Source organism: Aliinostoc maniaoense (genome assembly GCF_058172895.1).
The window spans coordinates 2,219,513-2,239,061 of sequence record NZ_CP187952.1 but is presented as its reverse complement, the minus strand read 5'-3'; the positions used below and the strand labels follow the sequence as shown (position 1 = coordinate 2,239,061).

At 40.9% G+C, this 19,549-nt stretch carries 15 protein-coding genes; 11 read left to right on the top strand and 4 right to left on the bottom strand.

Annotated elements, in window-relative coordinates; all coding sequences use genetic code 11:
- Positions 1 to 88: 88 nt before the first annotated feature.
- The 5 genes from ACPZ3T_RS09975 (at position 89) to ACPZ3T_RS09955 (ending at position 11,365) form a co-directional block, all read left to right on the top strand.
- Positions 89 to 2,764, top strand: coding sequence for an ABC transporter substrate-binding protein (locus ACPZ3T_RS09975; RefSeq protein ID WP_490275719.1), 2,676 nt, complete (start codon positions 89 to 91; stop codon positions 2,762 to 2,764).
- 305 nt (positions 2,765 to 3,069) lie between these two features.
- A complete protein-coding gene (locus ACPZ3T_RS09970; protein WP_490275717.1) occupies positions 3,070 to 4,005 on the top strand; it encodes a DUF2207 domain-containing protein in 936 nt (311 codons plus the stop codon).
- Positions 4,006 to 4,183: 178 nt separating this feature from the next.
- Positions 4,184 to 4,891, top strand: a complete 708-nt coding sequence (locus ACPZ3T_RS09965; RefSeq protein WP_490275713.1) for a DNA-binding response regulator — start codon at positions 4,184 to 4,186, stop codon at positions 4,889 to 4,891.
- 188 nt (positions 4,892 to 5,079) lie between these two features.
- Positions 5,080 to 10,479: a trifunctional serine/threonine-protein kinase/ATP-binding protein/sensor histidine kinase gene (locus ACPZ3T_RS09960; protein ID WP_490275711.1), complete on the top strand. Its 5,400-nt coding sequence runs from the start codon at positions 5,080 to 5,082 to the stop codon at positions 10,477 to 10,479.
- 37 nt (positions 10,480 to 10,516) lie between these two features.
- Positions 10,517 to 11,365: a metal ABC transporter permease gene (locus tag ACPZ3T_RS09955; RefSeq protein ID WP_490275708.1), complete on the top strand. Its 849-nt coding sequence runs from the start codon at positions 10,517 to 10,519 to the stop codon at positions 11,363 to 11,365.
- Positions 11,366 to 11,543: 178 nt separating this feature from the next.
- Here ACPZ3T_RS09955 and ACPZ3T_RS09950 read toward each other — a convergent pair whose 3' ends face one another.
- Positions 11,544 to 12,080 carry a hypothetical protein gene (locus ACPZ3T_RS09950; RefSeq protein WP_490275706.1) on the bottom strand — a complete coding sequence of 179 codons (537 nt, stop codon included), beginning with the start codon at positions 12,078 to 12,080 and terminating at the stop codon, positions 11,544 to 11,546.
- Between the two features lie 291 nt (positions 12,081 to 12,371).
- Here ACPZ3T_RS09950 and ACPZ3T_RS09945 point away from each other — a divergent pair, with 291 nt between their 5' ends.
- Genes ACPZ3T_RS09945 through ACPZ3T_RS09935 form a run of 3 tightly spaced genes read left to right on the top strand, consistent with a single transcriptional unit; the run spans position 12,372 to position 14,583 of the window.
- Positions 12,372 to 13,157, top strand: coding sequence for an HAD family hydrolase (locus ACPZ3T_RS09945; protein ID WP_490275704.1), 786 nt, complete (start codon positions 12,372 to 12,374; stop codon positions 13,155 to 13,157).
- Positions 13,148 to 13,351, top strand: a complete 204-nt coding sequence (locus ACPZ3T_RS09940; RefSeq protein ID WP_490275702.1) for a hypothetical protein — start codon at positions 13,148 to 13,150, stop codon at positions 13,349 to 13,351. Before ACPZ3T_RS09945 ends, ACPZ3T_RS09940 begins: the two co-directional genes overlap by 10 nt.
- Positions 13,339 to 14,583, top strand: a complete 1,245-nt coding sequence (locus tag ACPZ3T_RS09935) for a DNA double-strand break repair nuclease NurA (RefSeq protein WP_490277180.1) — start codon at positions 13,339 to 13,341, stop codon at positions 14,581 to 14,583. Before ACPZ3T_RS09940 ends, ACPZ3T_RS09935 begins: the two co-directional genes overlap by 13 nt.
- Positions 14,584 to 14,691: 108 nt before the next feature.
- Here ACPZ3T_RS09935 and ACPZ3T_RS09930 read toward each other — a convergent pair whose 3' ends face one another.
- Positions 14,692 to 15,249 (bottom strand): NUDIX hydrolase, encoded by a 558-nt coding sequence (locus ACPZ3T_RS09930; protein ID WP_490275698.1) that lies wholly within the window; start codon positions 15,247 to 15,249, stop codon positions 14,692 to 14,694.
- A 135-nt stretch (positions 15,250 to 15,384) separates the two neighbouring features.
- On the opposite strand from ACPZ3T_RS09930, the gene ACPZ3T_RS09925 reads away from it, so the two are divergent.
- Together ACPZ3T_RS09925 and ACPZ3T_RS09920 are read left to right on the top strand one after the other, a co-directional pair.
- Positions 15,385 to 16,452 (top strand): dipeptide epimerase, encoded by a 1,068-nt coding sequence (locus ACPZ3T_RS09925; protein ID WP_490275696.1) that lies wholly within the window; start codon positions 15,385 to 15,387, stop codon positions 16,450 to 16,452.
- On the top strand, positions 16,436 to 17,482 hold the full coding sequence (locus tag ACPZ3T_RS09920; RefSeq protein WP_490275694.1) for an N-acetyltransferase DgcN family protein: 1,047 nt from the start codon (positions 16,436 to 16,438) through the stop codon (positions 17,480 to 17,482). Before ACPZ3T_RS09925 ends, ACPZ3T_RS09920 begins: the two co-directional genes overlap by 17 nt.
- Before the next feature lie 154 nt (positions 17,483 to 17,636).
- On the opposite strand, the gene ACPZ3T_RS09915 is transcribed toward ACPZ3T_RS09920, so the two are convergent.
- Complete coding sequence (locus tag ACPZ3T_RS09915) at positions 17,637 to 18,350, bottom strand: Uma2 family endonuclease (protein WP_490275692.1); 714 nt, start codon at positions 18,348 to 18,350, stop codon at positions 17,637 to 17,639.
- Positions 18,351 to 18,469: 119 nt separating this feature from the next.
- Here ACPZ3T_RS09915 and ACPZ3T_RS09910 point away from each other — a divergent pair, with 119 nt between their 5' ends.
- Positions 18,470 to 18,637, top strand: coding sequence for a hypothetical protein (locus ACPZ3T_RS09910; protein WP_490275690.1), 168 nt, complete (start codon positions 18,470 to 18,472; stop codon positions 18,635 to 18,637).
- Here the strand turns inward: ACPZ3T_RS09910 and ACPZ3T_RS09905 are convergent.
- Positions 18,581 to 18,997 carry a Fur family transcriptional regulator gene (locus ACPZ3T_RS09905; RefSeq protein ID WP_490275688.1) on the bottom strand — a complete coding sequence of 139 codons (417 nt, stop codon included), beginning with the start codon at positions 18,995 to 18,997 and terminating at the stop codon, positions 18,581 to 18,583. The genes ACPZ3T_RS09910 and ACPZ3T_RS09905 overlap by 57 nt on opposite strands.
- Positions 18,998 to 19,549: the final 552 nt, after the last annotated feature.

Below are 19,549 nucleotides of genomic sequence, written 5' to 3'. Positions count from 1 at the left end.
TACGGTAACTGATCCTTAGCTGATCATTGCGGAGCTTTACTCAATCATGCTTATCTAATTACATAAATTCCTCACCTCTGCCTTGCTTATGGTGTCACCATCCTCTAAACCTCAACCACCTGAAAACGTGACTGTCATCATTGAGATTAATCACGGTAGCTTTGTTGACGGTTTTGCTGTCAAGCTGCAAATTTTAGAAGATGGTTTGACTATTCAAGATGATGACAATTTACCCAAGATTCCGGCTGCACCAGAAATACCACAGTTGTATGAAGACTGGCAAAATATTTCACTAGAGAATAGCCGTCAACTGCAAGCAGTTCCAGCACAGGTAACGAATGTAGCTAGCCGGGAAACATGGAGAAACATTGCCGAAGAACTAGAAAATGCTTGTCGCAGATGGTTTGAGGATCATACTTTCAATAGTTTACGCGATCGCATTCTCGCTAATACCAGAGTCAGGACTGATCAATCTGTCCCCATTATTATCAGGTGTCAGACAGGCAATGAGCAACAAAACGAAATTCTTCGCAGACTTCCTTGGCATACCTGGGATTTATTCGCCAAGCTGCCTCATGCTGAGTTTGCCTTATTTACCGGGTTTCGTAAACCAGTCGCCACCCTCACCGCACCGGTGAAAGTTTTAGCTATTTTCGGCAGTTCTCAAGGTGGTTTACAACTAGCAGAAGATGAAGCCGCCTTACAACTTCTAGAACAGCGTGGAGCGCAAATTACTAAGATATTAGAACCGGATGAAGAAACCCTTTCTCATTTATTATTTGATCAAGAATGGCAGATTTTGTTTTTCGCCGGACATAGTTCTAGTGAAGGACTGACTGGACAGATTCAAATTAGTCATGGTAAATCTTTACCGTTACACACCTTACGTCAACGCTTAACCAGTGCGGTGACAAAGGGTTTAAAGTTAGCAATCTTCAATTCCTGTGATGGATTAAAAATTGCTGATTTTTTAGGGAAATTGAATGTTCCGGCGGTAATTGTGATGCGAGAACCAGTCCCAGATCGGATTGCGTATCAGTTTTTACTTTACTTTTTGCGGGAATTTTCTCAAGGTACACCCTTATGTTTAGCAGTACGGAAAGCGCGCGATCGCTTAGAATCTATACAAGCTGATTTCCCTGCTGCTTCTTGGCTACCAACTGTTTGCTTAAATCCCAATCAACCGGAGTTCACTTGGCCGAATACAACTCCCCAACAGTCTCAGCCAACTTCCTCAAACTTGCACTTCCTCAAATTGGGATTAGCTGCTGTAGCGGTGATTATCGCTGTAGTTATTCCAATCATTACTAATCGCTGTCAAGTTTTCCCTGCACTTTGCATCAAACCAAGCTCTGAAAATATTCAACAATTTGTGAGCTATGGTAACAAGCCAATTGCTAATAGCAAAGTTCAACTTAGTGAACCATATCTTTCCTTAAAACTTAAAGGTATTGCCGCATTTTCTGAAGGTAAATACAGCGATGCTATCAAGATTTTTGACTACCTGCGCTATCAATACCAAATCAATAAATCTGTTCCCGGTTTTCATCAAGCAGCCTTAGCCGCACTCCAAGATCCAGAAATTCTGATTTATCGTAATAATGCTATGGTAAATCTGCGGCATCAGCAAAACCCTAATTCCCCAATTTATACCATTGCTGTAGCTGCACCATTAAATGTCAACTTTGGCTTAGATATCGTGTTTGGCGTTGCTCAAATGCAAGATGTAGCAGTTAATCAAAATAACATCAACTTAAAAGTTGTAATTGCCAACGATAACAACAACCGTCAACAAGCGCAGCAAGTTGCAAAAATTTTAGCCAATGATCCCAATATTTTAGCAGTGGTGGGACACTACACCTCTCCTAACACCTGTGCGGCTTTAAAGGTTTATTCTCCTAAAAATTTAGTGGTGATTTCTCCCACCAGCACAATAGTTAATTTACAATCAAATCCTGATTGTTACGATCCCAATAAAGTCTTTTATCGTACTGTTTCTTCTAGCCGAGTTGAGGCAGATAGTTTAGTACAGTATTTAGTGAATGACCTCAAAAAGCCTAACCCCAAAGTAGTCGTATTTTATAATCCTCGTGAGGGATTTAGCAAGGATTTGTTTGAGCAATTTCAGCAAGTAATCAGAGCCTTTAATGGTAGTATAATTGCTAAATTTGATTTATCAGATAGCAACTTTGATATTACTAAATTGCCTCCACAGGTGAATAATGCTGACGCTTTAGTATTATTACCTGATGGTGGCACTAATGATAGTATGGCATTGCAAAAAGCCATTGAGATCATTAAATTAAATCAAGGTACAAAACCGATTTTAGCTGCCAATCCGATGTATCTTCAAAAAGTTATTGATCAAGCAAAAGATGCTACAGTCAATAGCTTATTTTTAGCAGTAGATTGGCATCCTCAACAATGTGGTGCAGAAAACTTAAGAAAAGAGATCAATAAATACTGGGGTGGTGATTTAAATCGCAGAACAGCCCTAGCATACGAAGCTGTGCAAGCAATTTTACAGAGTATTAAATTATCAAAGTCACCCGTAACCCGTCAAGATATCCGACAGAAATTATCTGAAACCGGGATTCGAGGCGATACAGCCGCATCTAGCGCAGCCATTCAAGGCTTACCCATTCGGTTTGATGCTAGAGGCGATCGCAAAGAAATTACCACACGAGCAATAGTAACTGTCAAGAATGTTAACAACAAGTTATCTTTTGAACTTGTTAAAGACGTTTCTTGTCCTACACAGTAATTTATCCTAAATTCAATGGTTTAAATCACGACTATAAGTAGAACGGTGTAAATAATTAAAGGTTTGTAGTAAGGACTTTAGTCCTTATGAGAGGACTAAAGTCCTTACTACGAACTAAATGCAATTTTTTTTACATTAATTTACATAGTTTGGTTTTTTCCAGTCGTTCTACTTAACTGTCTTTAAGTAATGAGTAATGAGTAATAAGTAATGAGTAATGAGTAATGAGTAATGGGATTTACTCATAAATGATTTAATTGTAAATTTATGTAAATAATATCATTATTTTCAATTTAGCTGACGATATGCCATTAGAAAGCTCAGAAAATTTAGGATTTCAGATAATCATGTATCCTCAGCGAATTAAAAGGCTTTTGCTATTTTGTATCACATTAATTTTTAGTCTTATATTACCTCTGCATCATCTACAAGCCCAATCAGTTCCTTTTTACTGGGAATTTATCAATGTTGATATTGCCGTGCAAACTAACGGCGATATGTTAGTTACAGAAACGCAAAAATATACATTCACAGGAGATTATAACAATCAAAGATATCGCTATATTCTTCTAGATAAACTAGACAGAATAACTGATGTTTCTGTATCAGAAAAAGGTCAAATACTACCCATAGAAAACAATATAAAAAATAATCTGTTTTGGATTCGTTGGCAACACGAACTCAAAGCCCCATCAAGCCATACTTTTGTGTTAAAATATCGGGTTATTGGTGGGATACATATCAATGGTAATGACGCTCAAGTATATTGGAAAGCTATCTTTCCTAAACGTCAAGCTGTTGTTAAACAATCACAAGTTAAAGTAGAGTTTCCTGAACAATTTTCTACTAAAATCAAAGAATTTCAAAGCTTCGGTACATCAGCTAATATCCGCCAAATTAATCCAAATACGATTGAAGTTGTAGCTCAAACAGCTATAGATCCAGGCAAAGAATTAGGAGTTCAAGTAACATTTGATAATGCAGATATTCAAATAAAACCCCCTCAATGGCAAAGTTCAAAGTCCAGTTTTAATTGGTTTCCGTGGATTATTGGGTTTTTTCTTTTCTTCATCCTTCCCAGATTTTTAGGTAGTAGCAATCCTAGCAATCCTAGTAATCCTAGTAATCCTAGTAATCGTAGTAATCGTAGTAATCGTAGTAGTCATTACGGTGGGGATGGCGGCGGCTGTGGTGGTGGTTGCGGTGGTGGTTGTGGTGGTGGTTGCGGTGGTGGCGGTTAATATTACTACAGGGAACACCAAAAAATATATTAACCAAAATTGATGATTTGGTACGGTGCGTCAGCATAAATAATTTCTGATTATAGTTAGGTGCTATTGCACTGACTCACCCTACATTTAGTCTTCTGAATTTTGAATTGGTTTACTGATTCTCATCAAAAATCCAGGTAGTAAAATTATGCACCAATCTTTAGAACAAAACACATTTTTGCAAATTGTTGTAGTTGATGGTTCTGATATCTGTTTAACTGGCACATCGGAACTAATTAAACATCAATATCCTGATGCTAAAATTAGCGTTGCTCAAACAGCTAATGATGCACTCAATCAAATCTTGACTATAAAACCTCATCTTCTAATCATAGAGATTTGTTTACCAGAAAAAAAAGGCGAAATACCACAGACTTCTATTGGATTGCAACTTTTGCAGCAAGTGATGCAAGTATATCCTAAATTAAATATTCTCGTCCAAAGCTCCTATGTGAAAAGACTAGTGCAACTGAAACCAGCAATTGATAACCATAAAGGGGGTTTTGTGATTGCTAATAAAAATATTACTAATCAAGAAATGCTCTCTAGAATAGATGGAGCATTCAGGGGCTTTACATCTATCAAAGAAATTACAGACATCTATATTTATCCAAATATATATGAGGAATTAAATATTAAACCAGAGATATTAAAATTACTCAGCCTAGCCTTTAATGAAGGATTACAAGATAAAGCGATCGCTGCACATATTTGTGTATCTGAACGCACAGTCCGCAACCATTGGGATACATTACAAGCAGCCTTGGGCATTGATTGCAATGAACTGAGAAATCAAGGTAAAAACATCAGAATTATGACTAAAATCCGCGCCAGAGAAGCAGGCTTAATTGATTAAGAAGAAAAAGTAGCCCTCATGAACTGCGTACACCAAAACATATGAAAAAGTCTTTCCCTTACACCCCTATACCCTTACACCCTTACACCCATTTTTCAAGCTAGAACACAAATTGTTCACTTACTGGTATCTTTGGGCATCTTAATAACAGTAGTAAAGTCCCAAAGTAATTATCAGTCATTGAGTTTATGATATCCGCAGCCCCTAAATTGCCCGAAATTTCTGGCTATACCATCACCGAGCAAATTTACTTAGGTTCACGCACTGCTGTGTATCTAGCAATACGAGATTCTCAGAAATTACCTGTTGTGATTAAGGTGCTGCAACGAGAGTATCCCACATTTGGGGAATTGGTGCAGTTTCGTAATCAATATGCGATCGCCAAAAATCTGCCCATCACTGGCATTATTCAACCCCTAAGTCTAGAGCAATTTGGTAATAGCTACGCCCTAGTCATGCCAGACTGGGGTGGTATATCCCTAGAAACATATATCCAGCAAAAGCCATTAGACATAGCAGACATTTTGGCAATCGCCATGCAACTGGCTGATATTCTCCACGAACTACACCAACATCGAGTCATCCACAAAGACATTAAACCCGCCAACATCCTCATTCATCCAGAATCGAAGCAAGTTAAACTGATAGACTTTAGCATTGCTTCACTACTGCCTAAAGAAACCCAGGAAATCCAAAACCCCAACACCCTAGAAGGCACTTTAGCTTATCTTGCCCCTGAACAAACTGGACGCATGAATCGCGGTATTGATTATCGCAGTGATTTTTATGCCCTTGGTGTCACTTTGTATCAATTGCTAACAGGTCGTTTACCCTTCATTACCGACGACCCCTTAGAATTGGTGCATTGTCACATCGCAAAAATTGCTACAGTTGTTCATAGTATAAATATTGATATACCGCCAACCTTGGGGGCAATTGTCGCCAAACTCATGGCTAAAAATGCCGAAGATCGTTACCAAAGTGCCTTGGGACTCAAGTATGATTTAGGTGAATGTTTCAGTCAATGGCAACAAACAGGGTCAATTGCAGAGTTTGAGTTAGGACAGAGGGATTTATGCGATCGCTTCCTTATCCCCGAAAAACTCTACGGTAGAGAAACCGAAGTCCAGGTATTATTGGATGCCTTTGAACGGGTTGCAGTCGGAACTACAGAATTAATGCTGGTGGCTGGTTTTTCGGGAATTGGGAAAACTGCCGTAGTTAATGAAGTACATAAACCGATTGTCAAGCAACGGGGCTATTTCATTAAGGGTAAATTTGACCAATTTAATCGGAATATTCCCTTTTCGGCGTTTGTGCAAGCCTTTCGGGATTTAGTTGGGCAATTACTCAGTGAAAGCGATATCCAATTACAACACTGGAAAACTCAGATTCTCGCCGCACTCGGAGAAAATGCCCAAGTAATTATAGAACTGATTCCCGAACTAGAACGGATCATTGGCGCACAACCCCCAGCACCAGAATTATCAGGAACAGCCGTCCAAAATCGGTTTAATTTGTTGTTTCAAAGGTTCATTCAAATCTTTACCACCCCCGCACACCCGTTAGTGATGTTTGTGGATGATTTGCAATGGGCTGATTCCGCCTCGTTGAATTTGATTCAGGTGTTAATGTCTGAGTCGCAAACGGGCTGTTTATTATTGTTGGGCGCGTATCGGGATAATGAAGTTTTTGCGGCTCATCCGTTAATGTTGACCTTAGAGGGCATGGAGAAAGCCGGAGCAACGATTAATACCATTACCCTGCAACCCCTCAGCCATACCAGTCTCAATCAATTGATTGCTGATACCCTTCATGCTGAGTTAGGAGTAGTAAAACCACTCTCAGAACTGGTGATGCAGAAAACTCAGGGGAATCCCTTCTTTGCGACCCAGTTTTTAAAAGCATTATATGAAGATCAATTAATTACCTTTGACTCGAATGCAGGGTATTGGCAGTGCGATATTGTGCAAGTGCAAGATGCAGCATTGACTGATAATGTGGTTGAGTTGATGGCGCAGCAATTGCAAAAACTACCGCCAGCCACCCAAGAGATTTTAAAACTGGCAGCTTGTATTGGCGCACAGTTTGATTTAAATATATTGGCGATCGTTTCCCAGCAATCCCCAACAGAAGTAGCAGCAACATTGTGGACAGCATTACAGCACGGGTTGATTCTACCGCAAAGCGATTTGTATAAATTTTATTTAGAAGAAACTCAAGCAACGCAGCATTCCCCACAGCAAACCCTCAATTATCGGTTTCTGCACGATCGCGTCCAACAAGCTGCTTATTCTCTGATTCTTGATGACCAAAAACAGACAACCCATGTCAAAATCGGTCGTTTACTGTGGTCAAATACCCCAGAAGCAGAACTAGAGGAACAGGCTTTTGCGATCGCAAATCAATTAAATATTGGCATTGAACAATTCCGTGAACCACAAGAACGCCATCAACTATCCCGATTAAATTTTATCGCTGGGAAAAAAGCTAAAGCCTCAACGGCCTATAATGCTGCACTAGCTTACCTAAAAATCAGTATTGATTTACTCCCCACCAACCCTTGGCAATCTGACTATAATTTCACCTTAAGCTTATATAACGAAGCCACCGAAGCCAGTTATCTCAGTGGCGAACTAGACTTAATGGAAAACTTGGCTCAGGAAGTGTTACAACAAGCCAAAGCAATCATTGATACAGCCAAAGTCTACGAAGTCAAAATTGAATCCTCCACAAACCAAAGTCAGTTCTTGGCAGCTATTGATACAGCCATGCAATTTTTGCGGCCAATTGGCATTGAGTTTCCCCCAGAACCAACAGATGAAGATTTTTTTCTGGGTTCACAGGAAATTCAGGCTCTTCTCAGTGATAAAACAGTAGCTGAGTTAGCTGATTTACCAGAAATGCAGCAGCCGGAATTACGCGCGGCCTTGCGTGTCTTAGTTAAAGTAGACATCCCTGCTTATTTAGCAAAACCGCAACTCCACCGCTTGCTAGTGCTGAAGAAAGTGCCTCTATCCATCAAATACGGTAATAGCTCCGCCAGTGCCTTTGTTTATTCAGGGTATGGACTGATGCTTAGTGGTCAGTCAAACAGTATCCCCCAAGGTTATGAATTTGGTCAGTTAGCCTTGCAACTGCTTTCCAAGTTTTCAAACCATGAATATGAAGCGAGAGTTCTAGTAGTTGTTCATGGTTTTATCACCCATTGGAAAGAACCTATAACCGCTACCCTCAAGCCCTTACTGCAAGCCTATGCCAGAGGTTTAGAGATTGGAGACTTAGCTTTTGCCTGTTATGGTGCAGCTGTTTATTGCTACCACGCTTATGTCGCTGGTCAAGAATTAACTACACTAGCGAATGAATTGGCGATTTATAGTGCAGCTTTAGCCAAAATTCACAAACAAGCGGCACTAAATTTTCACAATATTTATCACCAAACAGTCTTGAATTTAATCAAAGCAACAGCCACACCTTGGGAATTAGTTGGTACAGCCTACGATGAGAAGTCAACGCAGGTATTAAAAGAGCAAAGTATTGACCCTAGTAGTTTATGGCATTTTTGTGTCAACAAACTGATGCTTTGTTATCTGTTTCAAGTCCTAGATTTGGCAATGGAATATGCGATTAAAGCTAAACAATGTCAATCTTCCGGTTTAGGATATGCAATGCCTAGCATCTCATTGCTCAACTTTTATGATTCTTTATTGCAACTCGCTTTATTTACTACAGCATCACCCACACAACAACCGCAAATTTTACAGCAGGTAGCAGAAAATCAACAAATCATGCAACAGTGGGCAAATTATGCACCTATGAATCAGTTGCATCGATTCTATTTAGTGGAGGCGGAAAAACATCGAGTTTTAGGTGATAAAACCACAGCAATAGAATTTTACGACAGAGCTATTTCTCAAGCCAAAGCCAACGGCTACATTCAAGAAGAAGGTTTAGCCAACGAACTAGCCGCCAAGTTCTATCTCAATTGGGACAAAGAAAAAGTTGCCGCAGGCTATATACAAGAAGCCTACTACTGTTATGCCCGATGGGGTGCTAAAGCCAAAGTTGCCGATTTAGAAAGCCGTTATCCCGATTTGCTCCGTCCTATCTTGCAACAGACACAAACATCTACCAGCATATTGAGTACCTTAGCAACGATATCCCCGTTAACTGTATCTGGTGATAATAGCGATCGCAAGAGTTCCAGTAGTACCAGCATTAATCAAGCTCTCGATTTTGCCGCTATCCTTAAAGCCTCTCAAGCCTTGTCTGGAACAATTCACCTAGATGAGCTACTACATCAACTCACCCAAATCATTCTGCAAAATTCTGGGGGCGATCAGTGTGCATTGATACTCCCCAATGAAGTTGATAACTGGGAGATACGAGCCATTGCCACATCAGATGACACACAAATTTGTACTCAACCTCTGGGTAATCATACTAATCTCCCAGTGAAATTGATTCGCTATGTTAAAAATACCCAAAAAATTGTCGTCATCAACGAACTGAAAACTGATTTACCTGTGATTGATGAGTACCTCATGGAATGTCAACCCAAGAGTGTGCTGTGTTTACCACTACTTAATCAAGGGCATCTAATTGGCATTTTATACCTGGAAAACAGCCTCAACACTGGGGTATTTACCAGCGATCGCCTTTTAATTCTCAACTTCCTTTGTACCCAAGCCGCCATTTCCTTAGAAAATGCCAGTCTTTATGAACAAGCACAAAACTACGCCCAGCAGCTTGAGCAATCCCAATTGCAAGTTGTACAAAGCGAAAAAATGGCATCTTTAGGAAATCTGGTGGCTGGGGTTGCCCATGAAATCAACAACCCCATTGGTTTCCTCAATGGCAGCATCAACAATGGACAAGATTACGTACAAGATTTACTGGGACATTTAGCCCTTTATCAACAGCACTATCCCAACCCAGTTGCGGCAATTCAAGACAATGCCAAAAATATTGACTTAGAATTTCTCTCAGAAGACTTACCCAAGTTACTCAATTCGATGAAAGGAGCAACGAATCGCATCACAAACATCAGTAATAGTCTTCGTACCTTCTCCCGTGCTGATACCGAATACAAAATCTCTGCCAATCTTCATGAGGGACTCGATAGCACGTTATTGATTTTGAAATATCGCCTCAAAGCCAACGAACACCGCCCAGCAATTCAAGTCATACAAGACTTTGGCGATTTACCCCCAATTCAATGCTTCCCTGGGCAGTTAAACCAAGTATTTATGAATATTCTGGCGAATGCTATTGATATGTTTGACGAAATGGCGCAAAATCAATCCTTCCAAGAACTAGAAGCCCATCCCCAACAAATTACTATCCGTACTGAGGTGATATCAAACCAAGTCTATATCCGTATCCGTGATAATGGCAAGGGTATGACACAAGAAGTACAACACAAAATCTTTGATCATTTATTTACTACCAAAGCAGTGGGGAAAGGCACAGGATTGGGATTAGCGATCGCCCGTCAAATTGTGGTAGAAAAACATGGTGGTAGCTTAAATGTATTGTCTAATTTAGGCCAAGGCACTGAGTTCACAATCCAAATCCCAGTGTCATAGCTAGGATGGAAAATAGGTAAAAAGCTGAGATTCATTTATGTTAGATGCTTTAATTGAACCGTTGCAGTATGGTTTTATGCAGCGATCGCTAGTGATTGCAATTTTGGTGGGTTTGTTGTGTGCTGTGGTGGGTAGTTATCTGATGGTGCAGAGATTAGCACTTTTGGGTGATGCCATTAGTCACTCGGTTTTACCGGGACTAGCGATCGCGTTTATGTTGGGAGGTAATATTTTTGTAGGCGCGTTTATTGCTGGGGTTTTTAGTACCGTTACTATAACTTGGATTAGGACGCGATCGCCTATTAAAGAAGATGCTGCAATGGGGATAGTTTTCTCAGCATTTTTTGCCCTTGGCATTACCTTAATTACTATTATTCAAAAAGATAATAAAATCGACCTAAATCATTTTTTGTTCGGCAATATTTTAGGTGTAACTGTAGATGAAGTGCGGGACACAGCTATTATTGCCAGCATTGTTTTAATAGTAATTGTTTTATTATATAAAGAATTACTATTTTACACCTTTGACCCCTTGGGAGCGCAAGCCGCCGGTTTACCAATTAATCGCCTTAACTTTGGTTTGATGCTCTTGATTTCCTTAACAATTGTCGCCAGCATGAAAGCTGTAGGTGTAATTTTAGTCCTCTCATTATTAATTACACCAGGGGCAACCGCCTATCTTTTAGTTAAGCGTTTACACCAAGTCATGGTGTTAGGTGCAGCGATTGGTGTAATTTCCAGTATTAGCGGTATGTATCTCAGCTACTTTTATAATTTGCCCTCTGGCCCAGCCATTGTTTTAGTAGTGTCAGGATTATTTCTGTTGGCTTTATTATTTAGTCCTCAACATGGAGTTTTAATTCCTACTAGTAACCAAAAAGGATGATTTTCTTACCAACCAAAATATGTTCAGTTATCTGAAAAGACTTTAATTGAGTTCGTAGTAAGGACTTTAGTCCTTATTTATTCGCGGAGCGTGTCGTAGACAGATGCTCTCGCTAGCTTGCTTCCCCGCAGAGGTACACTACAAACCTTTAATTATTGACCTGATTGTACTTACTAACTTATTGATTGTATAAGCCATAAGATGAATTGACTTCCCATTTGTTACTAATTTTTTGGAGATGATAAATACTCGCATATTGACACGCACTTGGACAATCAACAGCCAGTTGAATGATAGCTTGAGAAAAATCCTCAGAAAATCCAGGACGGGTTAACCAATAAAAATAAGTCCAGCGATGATCATAATCTTGACGCAGTTGATTATACTGCTCCTCAGAAATAAAATTCACTTGATGATCGCCGAGACAATTTTGTAATAAAGAGGATTGCTTATTGATCAAAACCCAATCATCATAAGTTTCTTTTTTGAGATGGTAAGGATTTTCATTAGTGGTTATATTCTCGAAAATCTTTTGATGCCAAAACCATTTTCTCGAACTCAGATTTTCCCAAGAAGTTATTTTACTTTCAATATCTGTAGAAAGAATGGCACTAGATTTTTCAATTAGTAACGCTTCTTGTAATATTCCGTCATGTTGAATGAAGGCAGAGAGTAACTTTGGTTCTTCTTGCGATCGCATATTAATTTTTATCAATTAAAATTTCTCAACTCTACTATAATTTATACAAATATCTATCGCAATCAGGTTAATCAAGCAACCACAACTATTAAAATAATTAAACAGGATTGAGTCAGTAATTATATATTTTTATCACTATAAATATAAACAGGTAAGGACAAGACTTTGTATTGGTTGCGAGTGTGTCAGTTATATGAAAATATTTAGACATGATTTATAATTTCCTTACCAAATTAAGATATTGTTATACAAAAAATGTAGATAGCATCCGTTAAGCTGACAACAGCAGTTTTAACCCTCAAAACCATGACAGCAACTAGTCCGATAATTTTAGCTTTAGACTTTGACGGTGTGATTTGTGATGGACTAATTGAATATTTTGAGGTGGCATGGCGTGCCTACTGTCAAATTTGGTTGCCTGCTAACGATACACCACCAGATGATTTAGCTTTAAGATTCTATCGTCTCCGGCCTGTGATTGAGACAGGGTGGGAAATGCCAGTATTAATTAAAGCTCTGATAGATGAGATTCCAGAAGATAAAATTCTTCAAGAATGGGCGCATATTACCCCACAAATTTTAGCAACGGACAAATTACAGTCTAAAGAAATTGCCATCAAACTAGATAGTCTACGGGATGAATGGATTGCTACAGATTTAGACGGTTGGCTGAGTCTGCATAAATTTTATCCGGGTGTGGTGGAAAAACTGAAATTGACTCTTAATAGTGAAGTAAAGTTATATATCGTCACCACCAAAGAAGGACGATTTGTAGAGCAGTTATTACAACGAGAAGGGGTAAACTTACCGCCAACAGCGATTTTTGGTAAAGAAGTCAAACGTCCTAAATACGAAACCCTACGGGAATTGATTGCAGGCGCAGATATTAAACCCGGTAATTTATGGTTTATAGAAGACAGACTCAAGACATTAGAGTTAGTCGAAAAGCAAACAGACCTCCAAGATGTGAAACTTTTTCTCGCAGATTGGGGTTATAATACGCAACCAGAAAGAAAAGCCGCTCAAAATAATCCACGAGTTCAGTTATTATCTCTGTCTCAATTTGCTAAGGATTTTTCAGGGTGGGTGTAGGGAGGCAGGGGGGCAGGGGGGCAGGGGGCAGGGGGAGCGGGGAGACAAGGGAGACAGGGAAGACAGGGAAGACAAGGAAGACAAGGGAGAAATATTTTTACCTCGATGCCCAATGCCCAATGCCCAATGCCCGATGCCCGATGCCCAATGCCCCATGCCCAATTCCCAATCCCCAATCATTATGCTTGATTTAACAAAGTTAGCGCGACAAATGCAGGGTTTAAGTCAGCATCTTAGTCAAGAGGCTCTGGCTAGTCGTCAGCGTTTGGAGTTGGCGCAACAGCATCTGCAAAAAGCTTATGAGTGTCAACAAGAGGTGATGGAGCGTCAGGAAAAATGGCGCGATCGCATTCTCTTTGCTAATGCTACACCCCTTGAGCCGCTAAATACTCGCATAGATATCCCTGTTCCGCCGAAGGTACACACTGTTATTGCTACCGATGGTTCACAAATTGCTCCCAATCATCACGAAATTGCTTACTGTTATCTCTTAAATATCGGTAGGGTAGTTCTACACTACGGACAAAATCGCTATCCGATTATGGATAGTTTACCAGAGGTGTTTTACCGTCCAGAAGATTTATATATGTCCCGTCAGTGGGGAATTAAAACTGAAGAATGGATGAGTTATCGCCGCACTGCTAGCGAAGCAACGGTTTTGGCTGAATTGGCGATGGCATCAATAACAAATCAAGTCGAACCTCAAAAGTCAAAACAACAGGGAATAAGGGAGGTTAATGCTTCTCCTGTCTCCGAAAAAATACCTGCTTTAGCGATGGTGGATGGTTCGTTAATTTACTGGTTTTTAGAACAGTTACCGATAGATGCGCGCGATCGCATTTTACCCCCCATCCTAGAAGCTTGGCAGCAAATGCGTGGGGCTGAAATTCCTCTGATGGGTTATCTGAGTGCTTCTCGAAATGTGGAAGGGGTAAATTTTTTACGTTTATTGGCTTGTCCCCATCCTGCACCAGATTGTGTCAGTTATTGCCCCAATCAATTAGAAAAAGTGCCTTGCAAAATCTTTGAACCGTTACGAGATACGGCATTATGGACTACTCAACTCACACCGGGGCAACGGGGGCCACTGTGGCGCAGCAATAACCGTATCCTGGAACTTTATGGAGATCAAACTATTTATTTTTGTTACGTTCATGTTGGCACAGAAATTGCCAGAATCGAAGTCCCTGCATGGGTAGCTGAGAATACAGCCATGTTTGACCAAGCTTTGGGACTGATGCTAGCGCAGGTACAAAAAGGGTATGGTTATCCTGTGGCGATCGCAGAAGCCCATAACCAAGCTGTAGTTAGAGGTGGCGACAGAACCCGTTTCTTTGCCTTGTTAGAGAAACAAATGATTAAAGCCGGCTTGAGAAATGTCGGTACTTCTTACAAGGAAGCCCGGAAAAGAGGCTCTATTGCTTAATCAGTTAAAGGTTTGTAGTGAGAACTTTAGTTCTCAAATAAGGACTAAAGTCCTTACTACGAACTCAATATTACATCTTTTTACATTAATTAACATAGTTTATTTTTTTTAACTCGTTTTACTGATCAAATTTAATCCTAACAACAACCCTGCAATAGTTCCTGCTACTGCAATTTCCCCTTGAGTTATTTTTTCTAATACTGAATCTACAGGAATTAAAATTACTTCTATTTCTTCTGTAATATCTAACTTTTGTTCGCTAACTTTGGTGACATTTTCTGCTAAAAATAAATGAATTTGATTATTATCTTTACTAGGATTGTCATATAATGTAGCAATTTTTTTTAATTGTTGAGCTACATAACCTGTTTCTTCCTCTAGTTCTCTCATACCTGCATCTTCGGGAGTTTCTTTTTTTGGATCAAATCTCCCGGCTGGTAGTTCGATAAAAAAATTCTCTACCCCATGTCTATACTGCCGCACAAAGATAATTTCTTTATTCACAGTAATAGGAAGAACCAGGACAATATCTGGTCTAATATTCACAAAATAGTCATCTATTATCTGACCGTTGGGTAATTGAATCTCATCTTGTCTAACTTGACACCAAGGATGATCTAAAACCATTTTCGAGTTTAATATTTGCCATTTTTGTAATTTGCTCATACATTCTTGACTTTACGAGGGATTATTTCATATTTTAGCTATAAATAATCAATGTAAAAAACTATAACTTATACCCCCAATCAGCTAGAATTTGCACTTAGACTATTTTTGCTCTCACCATAGTTGAGCATAGTTATGCAGATAGAAGTTCATCTATTTACGGTTAACAAGCGATTCCCCTTAACTATTAGTCGCGGCACAACAGCAAAAACAACTAATGTCTGGGTGAAAATTGTCAGTTCTAGCGCATCTGGAGAAAAGATTGCAGGTTGGGGTGAAGCATCGCCTTTTGGTGTGGGCAATCATGCACAATCAACGGATACTATTAAGAACGCCATAGAACAACTCGCGCCAGTTTTGCAAGCCTTTCACCCGTTACAAAGGCAGGAAATTGAGCAAGTTTTCCACCAATATCAAGTTCCCTCGGCAGCTAGGGCGGCAGTTGATATGGCATTGTATGACTGGCTAGGTAAGTCTGTAGGATTACCCCTGTGGCAAATTTGGGGACTGAATCGCAACGCCATAGTCCCTACTTCCGTTACCATTGGCATTAGTTCACCCGCAGCTGCTCAAGCCAGGGCTAGGGATTGGTTACAATTTACCGATGTGCGTTTATTTAAAGTCAAGTTAGGCTCTCCAGACGGTATAGAAGCAGATCGGCAAATGCTTTTGGCTGTGCAACAAGAAGCACCAAACCAAGAATTTTTTGTCGATGCTAATGGGGGTTGGAGTCTACCAGATGCCATTGAGATGTGTAATTGGTTGGCGGATTTAGGTATAAAGTATGTAGAACAGCCACTACGCCGGGGAGAGGAAATTGATTTACTCAAGCTCAAAGAAAAATCACCTTTACCGATTTTTGTAGATGAAAGCTGCTTTAATAGCTCCAATATTCCCCAATTAGCTAACTATGTAGATGGCATCAATATTAAATTGATGAAATCTGGGGGTTTAACGGAGGCTATGCGGATGGTACATACCGCCCGTGCATATGGGTTGCAAGTGATGTTTGGCTGCTATTCTGACAGTTCCCTATCGAATACCGCAGCTGCACAACTATCGCCACTAGCTGATTATTTAGATTTAGATAGTCACTTAAATTTAAGTGATGATCCCTTCATCGGTGCAGTTGTGCAGGAAGGGAGAGTATTACCAAACGATTTACCAGGGTTGGGGGTAAAATATAGTGCGTCTGCCGCTTAATCAAAAAGTCGCTATTCTATTACATGAAGGAACTCAAGGGGCTATCGGCAAAACTGGGCTAGCACTTTTACGCTACAGTGAAGCCCCAATTGTCGCTGTTATAGACAAGGAGTGTCCAGGGAAATCTTTAAGAGAAATTACAGGTATTAACCGAGATGTCCCCATTGTGCCATCGGTAGCAGCAGCTTTGCAATATCAGCCCCAAATCTTAGTGATTGGCATTGCTCCCAAGGGTGGTAGTGTCCCTGATGATTACTGGATAGAAATTAAAACAGCTTTGGAAGCGGGGATGTCTCTAGTAAATGGGTTGCATACACCCTTGGCGAATATGGCTGATTTAAATGCACTCCTCAAACCCGGACAGTTAATTTGGGATGTGCGAAAAGAGCCAGCTAATTTAGATATTGCTAGTGGTGTAGCGCGTAATCTTCCCTGTCGGCGAGTGTTAACGGTGGGAACTGATATGGCCATTGGTAAAATGTCCACCAGCCTAGAATTACACTGGTTATCAAAGCTTCGGGGTTGGCGTTCCAAGTTTTTGGCTACCGGGCAAACTGGTGTGATGCTAGAAGGAGATGGTGTAGCCTTGGATGCTGTCAGGGTAGATTTTGCGGCTGGTGCGGTAGAACAGATGGTGATGCGCTATGGAAAAAACTACGACATCCTCTATATAGAAGGACAAGGTTCTTTATTACATCCTGGTTCAACGGCAACTTTACCCCTAATTCGTGGTTCTCAACCCACTCAATTAGTTTTAGTACATAAAGCCGGGCAAACTCATAACCGTAATAATTCCCATGTACCCATCCCCCCTTTACCAGAGGTAATTCACCTGTATGAAACAGTAGCCAGTGCAGGCGGTGCATTTGGGAAAGTGCCTGTAGTGGGTGTAGCTTTAAACACAGCCCATTTAGATGATTTTGCCGCCAAAGATGCGATCGCCCAAACCACCGCCCAAACCGGTTTACCCTGTACCGATGTCGTCCGCTTTGGTGCTGATGTGCTTTTGGATGCTGTAATGCAGAGTTAGGGCATTGGGAATTGGGCATTGGGCATGGGGCATGGGGCATGGGGCATTGGGCTAAAAATCTCCCTTGTCTCCCTTGTCTCCCTTGTCTCCCTTGTCTCCCTTGTCTCCCCTGTCTCCCTGCCCTCTCCCCCCTGCCCCCTGCTCCCCTGCCCCTTTAAAAACTATCGGGATCGATACCGCGCTGTTTGAGTTGATTTCGTAAGTCTTCCAGTTCTTGTTGAGCTTGTTGAGCTTGTTGTTGAGCTTGTTCTACTCGCTCATCAGGGGTGGGGAATCGTTCACCATCCTGATTGAACCAAAATAACCATTTCCTCTCCCAGCCTCCGTAGATACCCGTATCTTCTCCAATTCCTAGTTGCAATTCTGGTATCCAAAAGCGTTCTTGGGATTGCAAAATAAACTCATCGTTAATTTGCTTATAAACTTCAAAGGGCGCGTGATCATCTCGCTGCCAATGGTCGGGATTATAGATGACGTAATATAATACGCCCAAATCCAGATATTTGCTCATTTTGGTGTCGTATTCTCCACCATAGGTTTGAGAAACAACTTCAACAACTAAAATGGGCGGAATCCAATTTTCTTCCCATAATACGTAACTGAGTCTACCTCGTTGTTGTCGCCGTCGTTCTACACCCAAGCTCAAAAACCCATCGGGGACAATGGATTTTCGGGGTGCAGTCGGCAGGTAGTAAATACCCATGTCTACCCCAAAAAACCAATCTTGGCGATCGCTCCAAACCGCCGATAAAATAGCCAACAGTAAGTTAGGAATGAGATTTTGCAGTTCGTTATCCACAGGCGTATCGTCAGAGTCTGGCAGTTCTGCGGCTGTTGGCAGTTGGGGTAGAGCAATGGAATACTCCATAGGATTGATTCCTTCGCAAGATATATGTTGATTTTATCAGGGGAAGGAGGGGTGTAGGGGTGTAGGGGTGTAGGGGTATAGGGGGGACAAGGGGGACAAGGGAGACAAGGGAGGGGGGAGTGTGGGGAGAGAGGGGAGTGTGGGGGGAAAGATTTGTTCTCCACCATCCTACACCTCCCACACCTCCCACACCCTGCCCAATGCCCAATGCCCAATGCCCCATTCCCAATCTATTGACAGCGATCGCAAATTCCCTGCACTATTACCTCAAACCTTTCTGCTTTTAGTCCTGAACGCAGTTGATTTAAATCAATGTTGCCGAAGGTATTCCATTCAATATCTTCGATTTTGCGGCAGCAGTTACACCGGAAATGATGATGGGGTGCAATATTCGCATCGTAGCGAGAAACTCCTTCTTCTAATAGCACTTCTCGCACTAATCCCACTTCACGCAATGCCTGAAGCGCAGCATATACGGTTGCTTGGGATGATGTTGGCGCATCCTGATTTAAATCTGTCAAAATTTGTTCCACTGTAGGATGATCTTTTCTTGCCAGCAGGTTTGCATAGACTGCGAACCTTTGGGGAGTGACTCGCAGTCTTTTACTTTTCAGGACTTTGATAATCTCATCAGCTTTCTGCTGCATAGGATTTACACCAATTCAGAATTGAAACTCAAACATCAATGTAAGGAGTTCACTGTTGACTGTTCACTGCTGAGTGTTGAGTGTGAGGAAATCGGACTCTTTTCTACGAGACGCTGCGCGTTCTCTTTCGCGGAGCGTGTCGCAGACAAGTCTGCCCCAGGCTTTACTCTCCTGTTTACCAAGTAAATAAGCCTAGACTGCTATTATAACCTTTCTTTTCTCAGAACTTAACCTTCTTTATAAAAATAAAAATAAATCAGTATTTCTAACTATTGACCAATTCTTAAATCAGAATTATTCTGGTTTACAAGCGGTGATTCACCATTACCAAATAAAAAACTCCACCTACAAGGTGATAGTGTTTTTGGGCATTGGGAATTGGGCATAGGAAAGAACATACCAATGACGGCAGTTGCTACAAGTCGGGAAACCCGCCCATCGCACTGCCTCCCCTATGCCCTATGCCCCAAGCGGCGGGGCAGCTATCCCTCTCCACCCACAAGGGGATGGAGTTTCCCGCCGCTTTCAATCAAACTGCCGCCAAACTTTAAT